At 56.4% G+C, this 17,276-nt stretch carries 15 protein-coding genes; 2 read left to right on the top strand and 13 right to left on the bottom strand.

All coding sequences use genetic code 11. The features are described from left to right. Positions 1 to 20 precede the first annotated feature (20 nt). Complete coding sequence (locus tag FDY93_RS02980; RefSeq protein WP_138234263.1) at positions 21 to 878, bottom strand: mechanosensitive ion channel family protein; 858 nt, start codon at positions 876 to 878, stop codon at positions 21 to 23. 363 nt (positions 879 to 1,241) lie between these two features. Further along, positions 1,242 to 3,371: a prolyl oligopeptidase family serine peptidase gene (locus FDY93_RS02975; protein WP_138234262.1), complete on the bottom strand. Its 2,130-nt coding sequence runs from the start codon at positions 3,369 to 3,371 to the stop codon at positions 1,242 to 1,244. Positions 3,372 to 3,479: 108 nt separating this feature from the next. Here FDY93_RS02975 and dtd point away from each other — a divergent pair, with 108 nt between their 5' ends. Continuing rightward, positions 3,480 to 3,926 carry a D-aminoacyl-tRNA deacylase gene (gene dtd / locus FDY93_RS02970; protein ID WP_138234261.1) on the top strand — a complete coding sequence of 149 codons (447 nt, stop codon included), beginning with the start codon at positions 3,480 to 3,482 and terminating at the stop codon, positions 3,924 to 3,926. Here dtd and FDY93_RS02965 read toward each other — a convergent pair. Next, positions 3,857 to 4,918 (bottom strand): aminopeptidase, encoded by a 1,062-nt coding sequence (locus FDY93_RS02965; RefSeq protein WP_246068435.1) that lies wholly within the window; start codon positions 4,916 to 4,918, stop codon positions 3,857 to 3,859. The two genes, dtd and FDY93_RS02965, sit on opposite strands and share 70 nt — an antisense overlap. A 130-nt stretch (positions 4,919 to 5,048) precedes the next feature. On the opposite strand from FDY93_RS02965, the gene FDY93_RS02960 reads away from it, so the two are divergent. Then, positions 5,049 to 5,282, top strand: a complete 234-nt coding sequence (locus FDY93_RS02960) for a hypothetical protein (RefSeq protein ID WP_138234259.1) — start codon at positions 5,049 to 5,051, stop codon at positions 5,280 to 5,282. A 106-nt stretch (positions 5,283 to 5,388) separates the two neighbouring features. Here the strand turns inward: FDY93_RS02960 and tatC are convergent, their stop codons facing one another. From tatC to FDY93_RS02910, 10 genes are all read right to left on the bottom strand, one after another. Then, positions 5,389 to 6,132: a twin-arginine translocase subunit TatC gene (gene tatC / locus FDY93_RS02955; RefSeq protein WP_138234258.1), complete on the bottom strand. Its 744-nt coding sequence runs from the start codon at positions 6,130 to 6,132 to the stop codon at positions 5,389 to 5,391. 45 nt (positions 6,133 to 6,177) lie between these two features. Next, positions 6,178 to 6,840 (bottom strand): Sec-independent protein translocase protein TatB, encoded by a 663-nt coding sequence (tatB, locus tag FDY93_RS02950; protein ID WP_138234257.1) that lies wholly within the window; start codon positions 6,838 to 6,840, stop codon positions 6,178 to 6,180. A gap of 27 nt (positions 6,841 to 6,867) precedes the next feature. Then, positions 6,868 to 7,116 (bottom strand): twin-arginine translocase TatA/TatE family subunit, encoded by a 249-nt coding sequence (tatA, locus tag FDY93_RS02945; RefSeq protein WP_138234256.1) that lies wholly within the window; start codon positions 7,114 to 7,116, stop codon positions 6,868 to 6,870. A gap of 74 nt (positions 7,117 to 7,190) precedes the next feature. Continuing rightward, positions 7,191 to 7,538: a phosphoribosyl-ATP diphosphatase gene (locus tag FDY93_RS02940; RefSeq protein WP_138234255.1), complete on the bottom strand. Its 348-nt coding sequence runs from the start codon at positions 7,536 to 7,538 to the stop codon at positions 7,191 to 7,193. Beyond that, positions 7,535 to 7,954: a phosphoribosyl-AMP cyclohydrolase gene (hisI, locus tag FDY93_RS02935; RefSeq protein ID WP_138234254.1), complete on the bottom strand. Its 420-nt coding sequence runs from the start codon at positions 7,952 to 7,954 to the stop codon at positions 7,535 to 7,537. The genes FDY93_RS02940 and hisI overlap by 4 nt, the downstream gene beginning before the upstream one ends. Before the next feature lie 246 nt (positions 7,955 to 8,200). Continuing rightward, a complete protein-coding gene (gene ubiB / locus FDY93_RS02930) occupies positions 8,201 to 9,838 on the bottom strand; it encodes a ubiquinone biosynthesis regulatory protein kinase UbiB (RefSeq protein ID WP_138234253.1) in 1,638 nt (545 codons plus the stop codon). A 4-nt stretch (positions 9,839 to 9,842) separates the two neighbouring features. After that, positions 9,843 to 10,484 (bottom strand): ubiquinone biosynthesis accessory factor UbiJ, encoded by a 642-nt coding sequence (locus tag FDY93_RS02925; RefSeq protein ID WP_138234252.1) that lies wholly within the window; start codon positions 10,482 to 10,484, stop codon positions 9,843 to 9,845. 184 nt (positions 10,485 to 10,668) lie between these two features. After that, the gene (gene ubiE / locus FDY93_RS02920; RefSeq protein WP_138234251.1) at positions 10,669 to 11,418 is read right to left on the bottom strand and encodes a bifunctional demethylmenaquinone methyltransferase/2-methoxy-6-polyprenyl-1,4-benzoquinol methylase UbiE; all 750 of its coding nucleotides are present in this window, start codon (positions 11,416 to 11,418) and stop codon (positions 10,669 to 10,671) included. A gap of 251 nt (positions 11,419 to 11,669) precedes the next feature. After that, the gene (locus FDY93_RS02915; RefSeq protein ID WP_138234250.1) at positions 11,670 to 13,622 is read right to left on the bottom strand and encodes an alpha/beta hydrolase family protein; all 1,953 of its coding nucleotides are present in this window, start codon (positions 13,620 to 13,622) and stop codon (positions 11,670 to 11,672) included. A gap of 86 nt (positions 13,623 to 13,708) precedes the next feature. Beyond that, a complete protein-coding gene (locus FDY93_RS02910; protein WP_138234249.1) occupies positions 13,709 to 16,984 on the bottom strand; it encodes a TonB-dependent receptor domain-containing protein in 3,276 nt (1,091 codons plus the stop codon). Positions 16,985 to 17,276 lie beyond the last annotated feature (292 nt).

The following is a 17,276-nucleotide window of genomic DNA, read 5'->3' as shown; positions in this document are numbered from 1 at the left end:
CTGTGTGTCTGCTCGCGGGATCAACCGCTCACTTCGCCCTGGGCATCCTTCACCAGTTTTTTCTGCGCGGTGTCTACGATATGCAGTTCGCGCTGGGGGAAGGGAATGGTAAGACCTTCCGCTTCCAGTGCGGGCTTGAGCTTTTTCATCAAGTCCCAGTATACGTCCCAGTATTCGTCAGTCTTGGCCCAGGCGCGCAGGTGCAGATTCACCGAGCTGTCGGCCAGTGCGCGCACCGCGTAGGTGGGCTCGGGGTCGGCGAGGATACGCGAGTCATTAGCCACCAGTGTGCGCAACACGTTCATACCGGTCTCGATATCGTCACCGTAGGCAATGCTGGCGATGATCTCGATGCGGCGGCTTGAGTTGCGGGTAAAGTTGGTCAGGGTCTCGCCCCACACCTTGTCGTTGGGGGCGGAAATACGCAGGCCATCCGGGGTATCCAACTCGGTGGTAAACAGGCCGATCTTGCGCACGGTGCCGATAATGCTGCCGAACTGGATGGTCTCACCCACGCGGAAGGGCCGCAGGCCCAGCAGTACAAAACCCGCGGCGATACAGGCGAGGGTATCCTTGAGGGCGAGACCGACCGCGAGGCCGGCGGCACCCAGCAGGGCCACCAGCGAAGTGGTGTTGGCCCCGAAGATGTCCAGCACCACCAGACCACCCACCACATAGGTGCCCCATACCGCGAGGGTTTCCAGCACCGGGATCAGGGTTTCGTCGATGCCGCGCTCACTCAGGCGGTTGACGCCGCGGGCCACAATCTTTGCCGCGATCCAGGTCACCAGCAGTGCCAGCAGCGCCCACAGCACATTGAGACCGACCCCCATCACCAGAGGCCAGAGCTCTTCCAACTGCGCTTTAAGTCCATCCACAGGTAATTCTCCCCTGTCTGCAATTACTGGTAAAAACTGGCACAAGGATACGGCAATCGACCGGACGCCGACTAGGCTCAGATCACAGGGTTATCGCGTATTCCTACCGGGGTTTGGCGATTAGTGTCCGCCGCCGGAAAAGAAATAGTGCTGGATCAACTGCAGTACCAGCAGGGTCATGACCAGTACAAAAATGATATTGCTGCGATTCATACCATTCTCCGCGTTATTTTCCCTCTGCCGTTACCGGCGCCAGCGATAACGGCCCTTGGGACACCAGTCAGCCTCGCGGCTCGCGCAGTGTTTCTTCCAGGCTGATCTCGTTGCGATAGCCCAGCTGGCGTTCAGCACGGCGGCTGTGGATTACTGGATTTCCAGGCCGAGTTCATGGGCCAGAAATGCGTACTGATTGGTGAAATCCTCCACCTGCATCCACACCGGTTTGCCGGCGCCGTGGCCTGCGCGGGTTTCTACCGCCAGATAAACGGGATTGTCGCAGCTCTGGTCGCGCTGCAATGCCGCGGCAAACTTGTAGCTGTGCCACGGGACCACTCTATCGTCGCGATCGGCTGTGGTAATCAGGGTCGCCGGATAACAGGTGCCCTTTGTGGTGTTGTGAACCGGTGAATACGCGTAAAGCGCGGCGAACTCGTCCTTGTTTTCAGAGAGTCCGTAATCGCTCGACCACTGGCGCGCGTTGGCGGATGCCGTGTGGTAGCGCAGCATGTCGAGCACGCCGACGATAGGCAGCGCTACCTTGAACAGTTCCGGGCGCTGCACTTCAGTAGCACCAACCAGCAAACCACCGTTGGAACGGCCCATGATGCCGAGTTTCTGCGGTGATGTGATTTTTTCGTCGATCAGCCATTGGGCCGCGCCGATAAAATCATCGAATACATTCTGCTTCTGCAGCTTGGTACCGGCCTTGTGCCAGTCGCCACCGTACTCGCTGCCGCCGCGCAGGTTCACCATGGCGAAGGTGCCGCCCATATCCAGCCAGCCGGCAAAGCGGGTGTAGAACTGCGGCAGTTGTGCGGCATTGAAGCCGCCGTAGCCGTACAGCAGGGTGGGATTTTTCGCGTCTTTTTTCAGGCTTTTTTTGTGCACCAGGAACAGCGGTACACGGGTGCCGTCCTTGCTGGTGAAGAAGTGCTGGCTCACGGCGTAGTCGGAAAAGTCCGCCGGGTACTTCGGCTGTTTTACTTTTTCACTTTTTCCGCTGGCCACATCCAGCTTGTAAATGCTGGGAGGCGCGAGGAAATTGCTGAAGGCGTAGTAGGTTTCGCTGTCGTCCGGCTCGCCGTAGAAACCCTGCACCGTGCCCATGCCCGGCAGTTTCAATTCGTACTGCTGCTTGCCGCTGAGATCGGTCACCACCACCTTGGATTTCGCATCTTCCAGGTAGTGCAGTACAAAGCGGCCGCCGATCAGGCTGGCGCTCTGCAGCGCATTCTTCTGCTCCGGTACCAGGGTTTTCCAGTTGGATTTTTCCGGTTTTTCCAGGTCGATAGCGACGATCTTGCCGTTGGTGGCTCCGGCATTGGTTTCAAAGTAAAACGTTTTTCCATCGTTGCCGAGGTAGCTGTAGAGCGCATCCCAGTCGTTCAGCAATTTCACCACCGGCGCTTTTTCATCGCGCAGGTCTTTGTAGTACACGCCGTTGCTGTCGTAGCCGTCGAAGATGCCGAAGATCAGGTAGTTGCCGTCGTCGCTGACCTGGGCTTCCGGATTGCGGGTGGGGTGGTCAGTGATTTCGTATACCAGCCGGTCTTTACTCTGGGGCTCGCCGACCTTGTGGAAATACACCGCCACCTGCTTGCTGTCGTCGGCGCTGCCGTCTTTGTTGTACGGATAACGGCTGTAGTAAAAACCCGATTCGTCCTTGGCCCAGCTGGCGCCGCTGAACTTGATCCCGGTGAGGTGATCCGGCAACAGGCGGCGGGTCTTCAAGTCGCGCACCCGGTAGTCGGTCCAGTCGGTGCCCCCGTCGGACGTACCGTAGGCGAGGTAGCGGCCTTTGGGGCTGACGGAGTAGTTCTTCGCGGCGATGGTGCCGTCCTTGCTCAGCGTGCGCGGGTCCAGCACAACGCCGCCGTCCTCGTGAATGTCTCTGGTGCTGTAGAACACGCTCTGGTCCCAGCTGCCGTCGTTGTATTCATAGAATACCTGGCCGGCTTTTTTGTACGGTACGCCGTACTGCTCGTACTGCCACAGTTCGGTGAGGCGGTCATTAACTTTCTGCCAGCCCGGCAGCGCCTTGAGGGCGGGCAGGGAAAAGTCATTCTGTGCGGTTACCCAGTCCTTCACCGCCTTGGAGTCCTGATCTTCCAGCCAGCGGTAGGGGTCACTGACTTTGGTGCCGAAGTAATCGTCCTGCTGGGCCACTGTTTTGGTGTGCGGATAGTGGGAGGAGGATTTTCCACCGCTGGCGACCGCGATGGCGGCTGCGGCGGCAATAGCGGCGGTGAGCAGGGTAAGTCCGAATTTATTCATGGGTGGCTTCCGGGATCTTCTGAGTCGATGGTCTGGGACCGAACCGGTACACTAGGCGATTCGCCAGCGGGGTGCCAGTTGCGCCAAGCAGTTTAGAAGAGGATTACGATGAAAGGCCTGATTCAGCGGGTAAAACACGCGAAAGTGGAAGTGGGCAGTGAATCCGTCGGGGCCATCGACCACGGCATCCTGCTACTGCTTGGTGTGGAGGCGGACGATAGCCCGGAGAGTGCCGACAAACTGCTGCACAAGGTACTGAACTACCGCATATTCAGCGATGAACAGGGCAAGATGAACCTGAATGTGCAGCAGGCTGGCGGCGGGCTGCTGGTCGTCAGTCAGTTCACCCTGGTGGCGGATACCGCCAAAGGTCTGCGCCCGAGTTTCAGCCGCGGCGCCAGCCCGCAACAGGCGGAAGCACTGTACGACCATTTCCTGCTGCGGGCGCGTGCGGCGATGCCGGCGGAATTGCCGGTTGCCGGCGGTCAGTTTGCGGCGGACATGCAGGTGTCGCTCTGCAACGATGGCCCGGTAACGTTTTTACTGGAGGTCTGACCGGCGCCCGCGCTTTGCGCGCGTTTGCCCAGCGCGTCCAGCCGCGCCTTGCGCCGATCTTTCGGCAGCGCACCCAACTGCTCCACCGCGGTGTAAAACGCTTCCCAATCGCTGCCGCTGTCCCGGTACAGCTGGGCAAAGGCGGGCACCTGCGACTGGTACTCGCTCACCAGCGCCAGGGTGGCGTTGTTGGTTTTCTCCACCAGTTTGGTGAACTGCTCGTCCTGCTCCCAACCTTTCGACACCTCGCGGTAGCAGTGGCGCAACTGCTGCAGGGTGCGCGCTTTCTTCTCACGCTTTTCCGCATCGCTCAGCGGCGAGCCGTAGATTTGCTGCAGCTGTTTGCGCGCGCTCACCATCAGGCTGTTCACGCGCTGCGCCTGGGCGACACTTTCCACCTTGGGTGCGGGAATCCCCTGGCGGCGACGCCAGTCCGGCAGTGCAATGCGCGATACCGCGGTGGCAAAGCTCTCGTTGAACTGGGTATCCCCGGAAATATATACCCGCCGGTGCGCCAGCTCGTGAAACAGCAGGCTGGCGAGACGATCCGGCTGCCAGTTCACGAAGCTTGACAGTACCGGGTCGTCAAACCAACCCAGCGTACTGTAGGCGGGGACTGGTCCCAGATACACGTCGTAACCCTCGGCGCGCAAGCGCCCGGCGTGGACTTCCGCATCCGCCTTGTCGAAATAGCCGCGATAGCTGGCGCAGCCGGCGATGGGGTAGCACCAGCGCTTCGGCGACAGCGAGAACTCCGGCGCCGCAATCAGGTTCCACAGTGCGTACTCGCCTTCGAGCTGGGTGAATTCACTGTAGGCGCGGCCCACCGGCAGGTGCAACTCGGCGCCCGCATAGGCGCGGATGGCCTGCACCCAATGCAATTGGCGGCGGAGTTTTGCATCGGTGTGCTCGTCCGCCACCAGACGGTCAATGGGCTCGCGCCCGGCGAGGATTTTCAGTTGGCCGGAGGCGGCCTGGGAATAGAAGTGCACCGTTTCGCAGCCACCGAGAAATGTGCAGAGCAGAAGTAAAGCCGCGCGCCAGGGACGGCCAAACCCGGGGAAACGAGCTAGCTTTGTGTTAAGGGTGTCCTTCAGAAGGATATTTTTCAGGGAGTCGTCCATGCCACCTGTTGCCGCTGTATCGCTGGTATTTGCGCTGGTGCTGGGTGCCGTACTGTGGATTTATGTGCTGCGACTGTCCTTTGCCGAGTCTGCCTTGAGCGGCATCATCGCCATTCTTCTGCCACCACTGGCACTGGTAAACATATTGGCACATCGGAGGCAGGACCGTGAGCTGGTCACTTTGACCGGCGCGGTAATTCTGCTGATCTGCACCGCGGTCGCCACCGCCTGAGCATCTTCCGCCTGAGTACATCTTCCGCTTGATAGGCGCACGGCCAGACATGACGGGCTCCCCGCGCCCTCCTGCAACACGCCGGGCGCAGTTTCAGACCTGCCCGTCAGGGTGATTCCACTTCTTCTTCCCGCTGGCCGCGTTTGATCCAGCGCCCGAAGAACACGCCGATTTCGAACAGCAGCCACATGGGCACCGCCAGTAACGTCTGGGAAATGACGTCCGGCGGGGTCAGCAGCATACCAATGGCGAAGCAGGCGACGATGATATAGGGACGTTTCTTCGCCAGCCCCTCTGCGGTAACCGCGCCACTCCAGATCAGCACGATGGTGGCGATGGGAATCTCAAACGCGAAGCCAAAGGCAAAAAACAGCTTCAGCGCCAGGTCGAGATACATGCGAATATCCGGCATCACCTTGATATCCGCATCTGCGGAGCTGATAAAAAAGTCAAAGATCAGCGGGAAAACCACGTAGTAGGCAAAGGCCATACCCGCATAAAACAACACAATACTGGAAACAAGCAACGGCGCGATCAGGCGCTTTTCGTGCTTGTACAACCCCGGGGCGATAAATGCCCAGAATTGGTAAAGCACAACTGGAATAGCGATAAAGAACGCCAGCACGAAGGTAGTTTTAAATGGCGTGAGGAAGGGCGAGGTGACCTCGGTGGCGATCATGCCCGCGCCCTCCGTCAGGCGCGCCTGCAGCGGATCGGCGACGAAATCGTATATCTCGTTGGCGAAAGGCGCCATGCAGGCAAAAATCGCCACCACCACCAGCAGGGTTTTCAACAGACGGTCCCGCAGCTCGATCAGGTGCTCGATAAACGGTTGTTCCCTGTCAGACATGAATGATCACCCGAGATAAATGGATAGCCACTTGTGAAGCGTCGCTCATTGGGGCTTGTCTTCCGCCGGCGCTGAATTGTTTTTGGACGAGGTTTCAGCGGGCGCACTGCGGGCTGAATCATCGGGGTCGACGCTGTCCACGTCTGCCCACGCATCGCCTTCCTCGTGCTTGAAGTGATCGGGATGGTGCGGGTTGAATTCCGGGTCGCCGTGATCGTGCAGATGCTCGGGATATTCCGGGTCCTCCAGATCCTCGTCGTTTTCGTCGTCCTCCGGCAGATATTCATCGGCGCGCTTGGGGCCGGTTTCCTGCTCCGGCAGATAGTCCTGCGCAACCCGCAGCTGATCCGCCTGCGGGTCCGGCTCGGAGGCGGGCACCGGCTGTACACCCTGCTTGAGTTCTTCCGCCTGGCGCTCTACGTCTTTCAGATCCTGCGCAAACTTGCGCTCGGCATCTTTGAACGTACGCTCCATTTCCGCCTTGCTCTCGCGCAACTCGCGCAGTACGCGCTCATTGTGCAGCTCGCGGCGAATATCGTCGGCGCCGACCTCGCGCTCCAGCTCTTCACGGGCACTGCCGAGGGTCTGCTTGATCTGGGTCCACCAGCGCACCGTGGTGCGCACGGCGTCGGGCAGACGCTCGGGGCCGATGACCACAAGACCTACGGCGCCGACCAGCAGCAGTTCAAAAAATCCGATATCAAACACGCGCTCATGCTCGCTCAGTGCGGACGTTTACTTGTCCTGGGACTGCTTTTCTTCACTGCCGGTTTTCTGCTGGGACTTCACGCTGTCGTCCTTGCCCAGCAATTCCGGGTCTTTATCTTCTTCCTCATCGTCTTTTTTGCCGTCTTCTTTCATGGCTTTCTTGAAGCCCTTGATGGCACCGCCCAGATCGCCGCCGAGATTGCGCAGACGCTTGGTGCCAAAAATCAGCAGTACGATGACCAGCAGGATCAGTAATTGTTGCCAGCTAATGCCCATGTGAAATGCTCCTGAAAGTTGTTCTCGAAATGTGGTTCGCGAGTTCGATTCGCGACGGGGTTCGCCTCAACCGCTCAATCCTGCGCTCGCGACGCTTTTTCTTCCAGCCCCGACAGGCCAAAACGACGGCCCAGCTCGTCGAGCACCTCGCGGGAATCGCCGCCCAGATGCGCAAGCATCACCAGGGAATGAAACCAGAGGTCGGCGGTCTCGCCGATCAGCGCCCGGTACTGCTCGCTGTCTTTGCCTTTGCCCTCGGCATCCTTTGCGGCAATCACGAGTTCGGTGGCTTCCTCGCCCACCTTTTCCAGAATCTTGTTCAGCCCCTTGCGGTGCAGGCTCGCCACGTAGGATGACTCCGCATCCCCTTGTTGCATGCGCAGCCGCAACACCCGGTCCAGTTGTATCAGCATATTGCTCATGGCGACTTTTTTTCTACCTGCGTTGTCTGTGCGTAGATGGTCTGCGGGTCGACGATCACCGGCTGGCGGATCTGCCACTGGCCGTTCTCCAGCACCTGGTAAAAACAACTGGTGCGCCCGGTATGACAAGCGATACCCCCCAGCTGTTCCACCAGCAGTACGATGGTGTCGCCGTCGCAATCGAGGCGGATCTCCCGCACCTGCTGCACATGCCCGGAAGATTCGCCCTTGCGCCACAGCTTGCCGCGGGAGCGCGACCAGTAGACCGCGCGCCCTTCTTCCACCGTCAGGCGCAGCGACTCCCGGTTCATCCACGCCATCATCAATACCCGCCCGGTTTTGACATCCTGGGCTATGGCGGGCACCAGCCCTTCGCTGGTCCAACTGACCGCCTCAGTAAAATCGGTTTCGTTCACGGTTTGCGTCCTTACTGCATTCGTTATTGTAGGCTGACGAGCCTGTTGGGCACGCAGAGCATTGCTGGTCCTGGTCTTCACTGTAGGAGCCTGCTTGCCGGGCCCGGGTGAGCGCAGGGCGCTGCTCTCACGGGTGACCGGCCAGGGATGGCCGGGCCGGACTCTGCCCCATGGACGGCTGCTTGCGATAAAGCTTTGGTTCGCCTGCAGGCAGGCTCCTACGGGGTTACGCGGCCCAATATCAACTCAGGGCCAAAGCAACAGCGCCAGCGCCGTCGCACCCAGCGCCCAGCTCATCGCCGGCACCTGCGCCAACAGGCCGGGGGAGGCCAGCAGCGCGGCACCCGCCGCTAACAGGCCTCCAACCACCATACGCGCGTAGCGCGCGCGTCCGCGCCGGCGACTGCCCGCCAGCTGTTCACTCAACTGCTGCAGCCGCGGGCCCAGCTCGCGCCCCTGCTCCAGGGCGGAAAACGCAAGTTGCGGCAGTTGAGGGAATTTTTCCAGCCATTCTGGTCCGTATCGTCGAATTTCGCCGACGATGGTTTTTGGGTGGATACGCTCGCGCATCCACCGTTCCAAAAATGGATGGGCAGTCTTCCACAGATCCAGTTGTGGATAAAGCTGGCGCCCCAATCCCTCAATATTCAACAGGGTTTTCTGCAACAGCACCAGCTGCGGCTGCACCTCCATATCGAACCTTCTGGCGGTCTGGAACAGGCTGATCAGAACCCGTGCGAAGGAAATTTCCCCCAGCGGTTTCTCAAAGATGGGTTCGCACACGGAGCGGATCGCCGCCTCGAAGGCATTTACCGGCGTGTCCCGGCGCACCCAGCCGCTCTGCACGTGCAGCTCCGCCACCATGCGGTAGTCGCGCCGGAACATGGCCAGCAAATTGCGCGCCAAATAGTATTGGTCCTCGCGGGTCAGGCTGCCAACGATGGCGGTGTCGATGGCGATGTATTGGGGGCGGTCGGGGTGCTCGCGGGATACAAAGATGTTTCCCGGGTGCATGTCCGCGTGGAAGAAATTGTGCTCGAACACCTGCTTGAAAAAGATCTCCACGCCGCGCTCGGCCAGCAGTTCCATATTGGTGTTCTGCGCGCGCAGCTGTGCCAGATCCGTCACCGGAATACCGTGGATTCGCTCCAGCACCAGCACATTCTCGCGGGTGTAGTCCCAGTGCACCTCGGGAATATACAACAGCGGGGAGTTGGCAAAATTGCGCTTCAGCTCGGAGCCATTGGACGCCTCGCGCACCAGATCGAGTTCGCCTTCGATGGTGTGGCGGTAATCCTCCACCACCTCCACCGGACGCATGCGCCGACCATCCGGCAGATAGCGCTCGATCCAGCGGGCGATATGGTGCAGCAGCTCCAGGTCCTGCTGGATCACTTTATGGATGCCGGGGCGCAGCACTTTAACCACCACCGCCTGGCCCGACTCACCGTTCCGACCCTTCAGCCGCGCCGCGTGCACCTGCGCCACAGATGCCGACGCCAGAGGCTCGCGCTCGAACTCGGCAAACAGCTCATCCACGGTTGCACACAGCGCCGCTTCTATGCGCGCAATGCACTGCTCCGCGGGATACGGCGGTACATTGTCCTGTAGCTGATTCAGCTCCCGCACCATATCCACCGGCAGCAGATCCGGGCGGGTGGACAGCAACTGGCCGAACTTCACATAAATCGGCCCCAGATCCTCCAGCGCCCGCCGCAGCCTCTCACCGCGGCCCATGTTCTTCACTTTGCTGCCCTGCGGCAGCAGCTTCGCCGGCACCCACAGCGCCCGCAGCCACAGCGGCTGATGCTCTGCCGGGACCAGCTCATTCAATCGGTAGCGCAGGAACACCCGCGCAATGGTCAGACTTCTCGCGATCGGCACCTTGCTACTTCTCCTCGCCGTCGAGCCGGCGGCGCAAAATCTCAATGCGCGCCTCCAACCGGTCCACTCCCTGAGCAAACCCGGCTACATCCTCCGCAAACGCCTCAAACTGCGCCTGCGGCGGCGTCATCCGCCACTCCTCACTCACAGCCTCGGCGCCCGCCTTGGGTGCAGAACCCAGCGCGTCTTTCAGCCAGCTCGCCGCCATCCGAATACCGGTGCCCAACTGGTGCGCCGGCGCATCGCCAATCAGCTTTGCCAGCGGCTCCTCCCAGTCGACATCCAGATCCCGCAGGATGGATTGCAGCTCCGCCAGCAGCGCACTGGAACCGCGCACCGTCACCCCCAGCCTGGCCGGCGTCGCATCGCGGTTTCTCAGCAATTGCAGGAACGCCAGTGCCGAGCCGGACAGCTCCGTGGTCACCTCACCACTCCAGCGGCTGTGCACCTCGACATAGCCACCTTCATCATCCTCGTCGTCGATCACCAGAAACAGATTTATGGCAGGCGCCGTGAGATTCACCCCCAGCACCTTGCCCGCCAGCTTGCTCAGGCGCGCGCGGCTGCCCGGGTCATAGCGGAGGGCGGTGTTGATGGCGGTTTCCAGGGTGGCGTCGAAGCCGGCGCGGAAGGTGGGATCACTCATTCTTCTATTGGTTTTGCTCGAAGCTCAAAACGCCGATGAGAAGGCGCCGATGCCGGGGTCTGTTTGCGGGACCGTCTGCGGCCTGGATGGCCGCAGCCGAGCCCCCATGGATGGGTTTACGGCGTGTCCCGCAAACAGACACCGGTAGCGGTGCCGCCACGGAACGGGGACCGAAGTCTAATCTTCAGGGCTTGATGCCCTTGTGCAAAGCCACAATGCCACCGGTCATGTTGTGGAACTCGCAGTCCACAAACCCGGCGTCACTCATCATGCCTTTCAGGGTTTCCTGATCCGGATGCATGCGGATGCTCTCCGCCAGATAGCGGTAACTGTCCGCATCGTCCGCCACCAGTTTGCCCATAAACGGCAGCAGGCGGAACGAGTACTGATCGTAAACCTTCTCCAGCAGCTTCGACTGCGGCTTGGAAAACTCCAGCACCAGCAACCGACCACCCGGCTTCAGCACCCGCAACATCGAACGCAACGCCAGATCCTTATCCGTCACATTGCGCAGGCCAAACGCGATGGTGATGCAGTCAAACGTATTGTCCGGAAACGGCAGATACTGGGCATCCGCCTGAACCGTCTCCACATTGCCCGCAATACCGCGATCCAGCAGGCGATCACGGCCCACCTTCAGCATCGACGCATTGATATCCGCCAGCACCACCTTACCGGTTGGCCCCACAATGCGGGAAAACCGCGCCGTCAGATCCCCCGTGCCCCCGGCAATATCCAGGATCGTCTGCCCCGGGCGCGCCGCCGACAGCTCGATGGTGAACCGCTTCCATAGCCGGTGAATACCGCCGGACATCAGATCGTTCATCACATCGTAGCGGGCCGCCACCGAGTGAAAAACATCCGCCACCCGCCCGGCCTTCTCTTCGACCGGCACCTGCTGGTAGCCGAAATGGGTCGTCTTGCGTTCCGTCATCTTGCGCCTGCTGTGCCAAATTCAGGGCGGTATTGTACATGGGGCGCGGTTGCGCGGCACGAAGTCTACCAAATCCGGTCAACATTCAGACGAATCTGAGGCACTTTAAGTCAACAGCGGTGGTCATTTTTTGCCCACTCGCCTGTCACAGACGCTTCGCAATTAATGAAGGGAGTATTCTAACGCCCCGCCCATTGCCCCGCGTGGAGGGGATGGGCGGGGGGGTAAGTTACCTGGAGGTAAATCGGCCCTTAAAGGCCACCGGCGCCACAATCTGATTTCAGGTAAGAAATCATAGATTCGTATAGCACTTTCTGATGATCGTAGAAAAGAGTGTTACTGAAGTGATCGGCTCCATCCAGTTCTACATACTTATAAACCTTGCCATGCTTATCGAGTGCTTTGCGATAGCGTTCTGCATGAGCCGGAGGAACTCTCTGGTCGACACTCCCGTGAATCAGCAAAATTGGGACATTTACATCAGCCACAGTTTCTATCGGTGAAATACTGTCATCCCACATCCCAAGTTGCTCGATTTTTTGCGCACCGCGAATACGGTCCCGATAGTAATTTACCTGCATCTGATTGTCGGAAACAGCGGCTCCGGCAATCACACACTGATAGATTTGCTCCTTGCGTGCCGCTGCGACCAATGCCGCATAACCACCGTAGGACCAACCGAACATTGCGAGGCGATCCGATTCAGTCCAGCCCTGTTCGACCAAATACTGCATACCATCGTCTTTATCGTCTTGCATCTTGTAACCGCCCTGTCCGCCATTAATGAAGGCGGACTGGTAGTGATCCAGCCCGAAGCCTTTGGAACCGCGGTACTCCGGCTGCAAAACGATATAGCCATTATTCGCCAGCATCTGTGCCCATTCATCGTAAAGCACGACTTCTGATACAAACGGACCACCATGAGGCATAACAATGGCTGGAAACGGAGGGGTTCCGTTGGGAATAGTCAGATACGCGGGAATAGTGCGACCATCACGCGCCTTATATTCGATATAACGAACATCCGCCAACCTTTCAGGTTCCAATAGGGGCTGACGGCCGCCTACTTTTGTCAGCTTGCCTTTATGCAAAATGTAGTAAGTACCGGGGTCTCGCGGTCCAACGTTATAGATGGTCAAACTGCTTCCATCTCGACTGCGACTGTTTATGCGAACATAGTGAGAGTTAGGAATAATATTCTCGAGCTGTTGAGCAGTAGCCATTTCAAGCTCGTCAAAATATTCAACTTCAATATTTTCCTTTGTGTACACCACACCAGCAACAGTATCCATATTTTTCCACTGATTACTGTGATACCGGACACCAGCCACATCCACATCACTGCGGCGATAAATCAATTCACCGAAGCTTACTTTTTTGACATCAAATTCCCAAAGTCCAATTTTATCATCGCCATTGTTGGCGCGAACGTAAAAAATGTGCGGTTGCTTGTCGTCAAAGCCTTCGACTTCAAATGTCTCGAAACTGTCTTCGCTCATGCGATACATTTCTTGCCATTTACTCTTGTCGGTTATGCGCTGATACCAAACATATTCACCCTTTGCGACATCAAACCCACGGGCCAACCAGGGATTGCCATCAATGTCGAATTCAACTTGCCCCATATCCAGTTTACCGCGAAGAATCAGTTTCTTGGCACCGGATTTGACATCCAATTCAAAATAAGTACGGGGACGAAATGCTTTGTTTAGGCGGTCGTCATCCCCACCAGGTAAATAAGAGAAAATAATTCTTCGATCATTGTTTGGTAGCACATGTTCCAGATCAGCACCGAGTTGATCGTACTTTTTCAGCTTTTTCCGTTTGACATCCACGGAAGCAAGTAGGTATTCGTATACTCCCCGGTTAAACCCTTCGATTTTATCGCGAACTTTCTGGCGAAGGCTCATACCTATAACATCGTCACTGAGCCAAAAAAAGCTCTGGATCTCCATTGGATCGGAGTTGATACGATATGGCTCAGCTTCGAGGTTATCTGTAGGGTATACCTCAATGATGGGATCACCGTCTTTGGTCGGGATCTTCAGCAGTGCAAGACGCTTTCCATCAGGCGATACTTCTACGTTGCTGATAACGTCGCGAAGAGCCCAATAATCCAGCGGATAGGTATCGATTGTTTTTGACGCAACATCGATACTAACCAAAATAAGTAACGATGCGGCCAGCCTTTTAAGCATGCTCATTTACCCCCCGAAAATAACAAGCTGATCAGTCTTCTGTTTGTGGAAAAAAAGCCCGCAAAATGCGGGCTTTCGCAACTTAAATACTATCAGAAATTTTTCTGGAGATTCAGGAACATGGTTCTACCTTGAAGGTCATAACCATAACCGATTGGTGTATTGTTAATAGAAGTAATCTCATCACCATTCACCTGAGGAGGGGCTTCATTAAATACGTTGCTCACACCGAGACCCGCTGTCCAAGTATCTGCATAGTAATACAGGGATGCGGAGTGCACCATGTAGTCATCTGCAAAGCCAACATCGCGGCAATCGATTCCACCGTTGGCTGAGCCGATACAAGTATCGGAAATAAAGCCGGTGTTATTGGTATCGTAGATATCGCTGAACTCATCTAAGTACTGGTCATCTTGTTCAACAGCCCCTAGATAACGAGTAGTCCATGTAAAGCGATACTTGTCGTAATCTATCCGAAATTCACCGCGAGCGTTCCACTCCGGGAAACCAAAGGTACCGTGATATCTCTCGACATCTGGAGTGCCATCTTCAGATACATACGTCAAGGTCCGCTCCAGAACTCGATTAAAGGTCAGGTTAGCAGATAGTTCAAGTGGAGCCCCAAAGAAGGTCACCGGCTGCGTGTAACGAAGGTTGTAATCAAACCCACGAGCCACTTCACTGTCCCGGTTGACGAAGCCTGCGTTGATCAGGCTCAACATCCCATCCTCATCGCGATTCAGCTGAGAACAGAAGGCGCTGTTTCCATTGGGGTTTGTGTAGCAGTCATTAATGAGGAACTGCGGACTTGGCTCGATAATAGAATTTTCAATTTCGATATCGTAGTAGGTCATCCCCAGTGTGAGATCAAAATCATCAAAGAACGGCTGTTCGAAAGAAAAGCCAACGGTGTATGAATCAGATGTTTCCTCCTTAAGGTTGAGGTTACCTCCAGCTGAAGATTCTACGCTGTAGTTATTAAAACCATTGTTATGTACAACTGTCGGGTCAACACCGTTTGCCGCACAGTTTGTCAACACCTCTGGAGAACGGGTATCTAAGGCTGCATTGTAACCGCCACTGATTGGATCCAACGCTGCTTCTGGAATCAGGCACGGGTCAAATACTGTTGGAAAGCCAGTCTGATTTTTCAGGAAGTTTTCACGCAGATTGGGCGCACGGTAGGAAGTGCCGTAAGTAGAACGCAGTAACAGGGACTCAACCGGGCGATAGGCAATTTTGGCAGCATTGGTCCAAGCACCGCCGTAGAATTCGTCTTTGGTGTAACGCGCAGACAGGTTGGTAGTCAGCTCTTCTGCCATAAACTTGCCGGAGATTAAAGGAAGCTCAACTTCAGCAAAAGCCTCTTTAGTATCCTTACTACCGGTAGCACCCCCGTCAGAGAAGAAGCCGAAGAACAGCCCGTCTCTAGCGACATCATCCGGTAGAGACTTGATGCGGTCATTGCGCAGCTCGGCACCTACACCAACGATTACGTCACCCGCAGGCAGGGTGGCAACAGTACCAGACGCATAGGCGGAGAAAATGGACTGGTAGTAGGAGGTATCAAAATCACGGCTATCGAACAGATAATCGCGCTCTGCCTGGGTGGCAAAATCGCCCACTACGCCCTCGTATAATGAGTCTGCGAACATATCGACCGGCACACATGTGGATTCGCCAGGTAACGGATCACAAATGTAAGTGCCAGGATTATTTGGATCTTCGCGAGTTGTGTTAAGCGATTGGGTCAAACGGTCATCACGAATACCGTAGCGGTGGGATTTGCCTTCCGACTTGGTAATGGAACCGGAGAGTTCAAAAGACCAGTCAGAGAGGCTGCCAACATTCAGCATTGGAAGATCACCGCGCAAACCGGTTACGAAACGCATCTGAGAAACTTCAACGTCCCCCGTATTGCGATCGCCGTATACGGACACGATTGGCTGGGCAGACTGAGGACCAAGAGCACCGTAGTGCAAGCCGTAATCTGCCGGAGTAGCACCGTAGTGCTCGACAAATTGAGCCACAAACTCAGGATCATCAAGTAGAGCATCGTAGGCCAGACCACAGTCTACACCACGAACACCGTCCGGATTGCAGATGTTGAATGGGTTGGCACCGGGAACTGAAGGGAACAATTGCAGCGCGCCAGCATTAATATATGTTTCTCTTTTGGCATAGCTCGCCTCGTAAAATGGCGTCAGGTTCATATCACCTTCAAAGGTGTATTCGCCGTAAGTCATGATGCTGGTGCGCTCCTGTTCAGGGTAGAGATGTGCGAACAGGTCGTTACCGTTGATGTCGTGGTTGCGGAAGTTAACATCGGTCACCCCGTCACCATCCGCGTCCACACCGAAGCCGAACAGGTTGGACTCAGCGAAACCCGGCCAAGCCCCCTGGGAGCCACTCGGGCTATAATAAATACTCCCGGCAACCGGCACAGAGACACGGCCCGCTAACAGACCAACGGCACAGCCATCGGACATATCCATACCCAGCACAGTGCTATAGTAGGCGTCGCTGTGGTAAATCTTGCCATCAGTGCCAACTTCCACATTGCGCTCGCAGCTATCGGTCCACTCACGATCGGCAAGGGTTACCGCACTGGCAGTGAAGTGCTCCGCGCCGATACCGAAAAAACCGCGATCGAAGTTTTTACCCCAGCTCAGACTCATGGTGATTTCCTCACCATTGCCCTGCTGAGGGGTCTTGCTGAACACTTCGAAATCTACGCCTTCAAAATCTTTTTTTAGAATGATGTTGGTTACGCCGGCCACAGCGTCAGAACCATAAATAGAGGATGCACCATCCAGCAGCATGTCGTAACGCTGAACCAGAGAAGACGGAATCAAGTTGAGGTCCGCCGCAACAGGTGCGCCTTCCACACCGGCCGGAGCTAGGCGACGGCCATTCAACAGTACCAGAGTACGACCAGCACCCAGGCCCCTTAGATCCACAGTGGCGGAACCTGGCCCATTGTCGAGTACATAGCCAGAAAATGTCAGATCAATTTGCTGGCCGCTGGCGGCGCCGCTGGTCTGCAAAATAGAAGATGTATCGATGGCACCGGCTTCACGTGCGCCTTCAGTGTCAATAATTTGCAGTGGCGCAATGCTTGAGAAGGTGTCGCGTTTCAGGCGGGAACCGGTAACCACCACTTCTTCGACGCCACTATCAGCCTCTTTCACTTGGCGAGCAGAAACATTGGGTTGTTCTTCACTGGCAACTACATTGCTCTCGGTAAGTGCACTATTACCTTGCTGCGCAAAAGAGACTGGTGAAAGCACGGTTGCCAACACAGCGGTGGATACGCTGGCTTTAAGTGGCAAGCTGGCATTATTAATGATTGCTCTCAATTTATTCATATTATTAGCCCCCAATAGATATTTATAGGCAAAGCGTCGCGAAAGGCTTCACAACAAATCTATAACGGCTAGCCCGCCTAACCCCTCATATTTTTTATGAATTTATTAAAAATTAGTTATTTTTTCCTGTGAAAACAAGAACGTAGAAAAATAAACCTCCAACAGCGCAGACGTGATGTGACAACCACAAAAGTACAAATTTTGACCAAATTGGAATGCTTAGTCACCTACAGCGGCCAAGCAGAAAAGAATTTAGTATCAAGCGAAAGAAAAAAACAGTTAATTAAACTTT

The organism is Microbulbifer harenosus, assembly GCF_005771435.1.
Taxonomy (GTDB): domain Bacteria; phylum Pseudomonadota; class Gammaproteobacteria; order Pseudomonadales; family Cellvibrionaceae; genus Microbulbifer; species Microbulbifer harenosus.
Note: the sequence above shows the minus strand (reverse complement) of the source record. Positions and strands in the feature narration are given on the sequence as shown.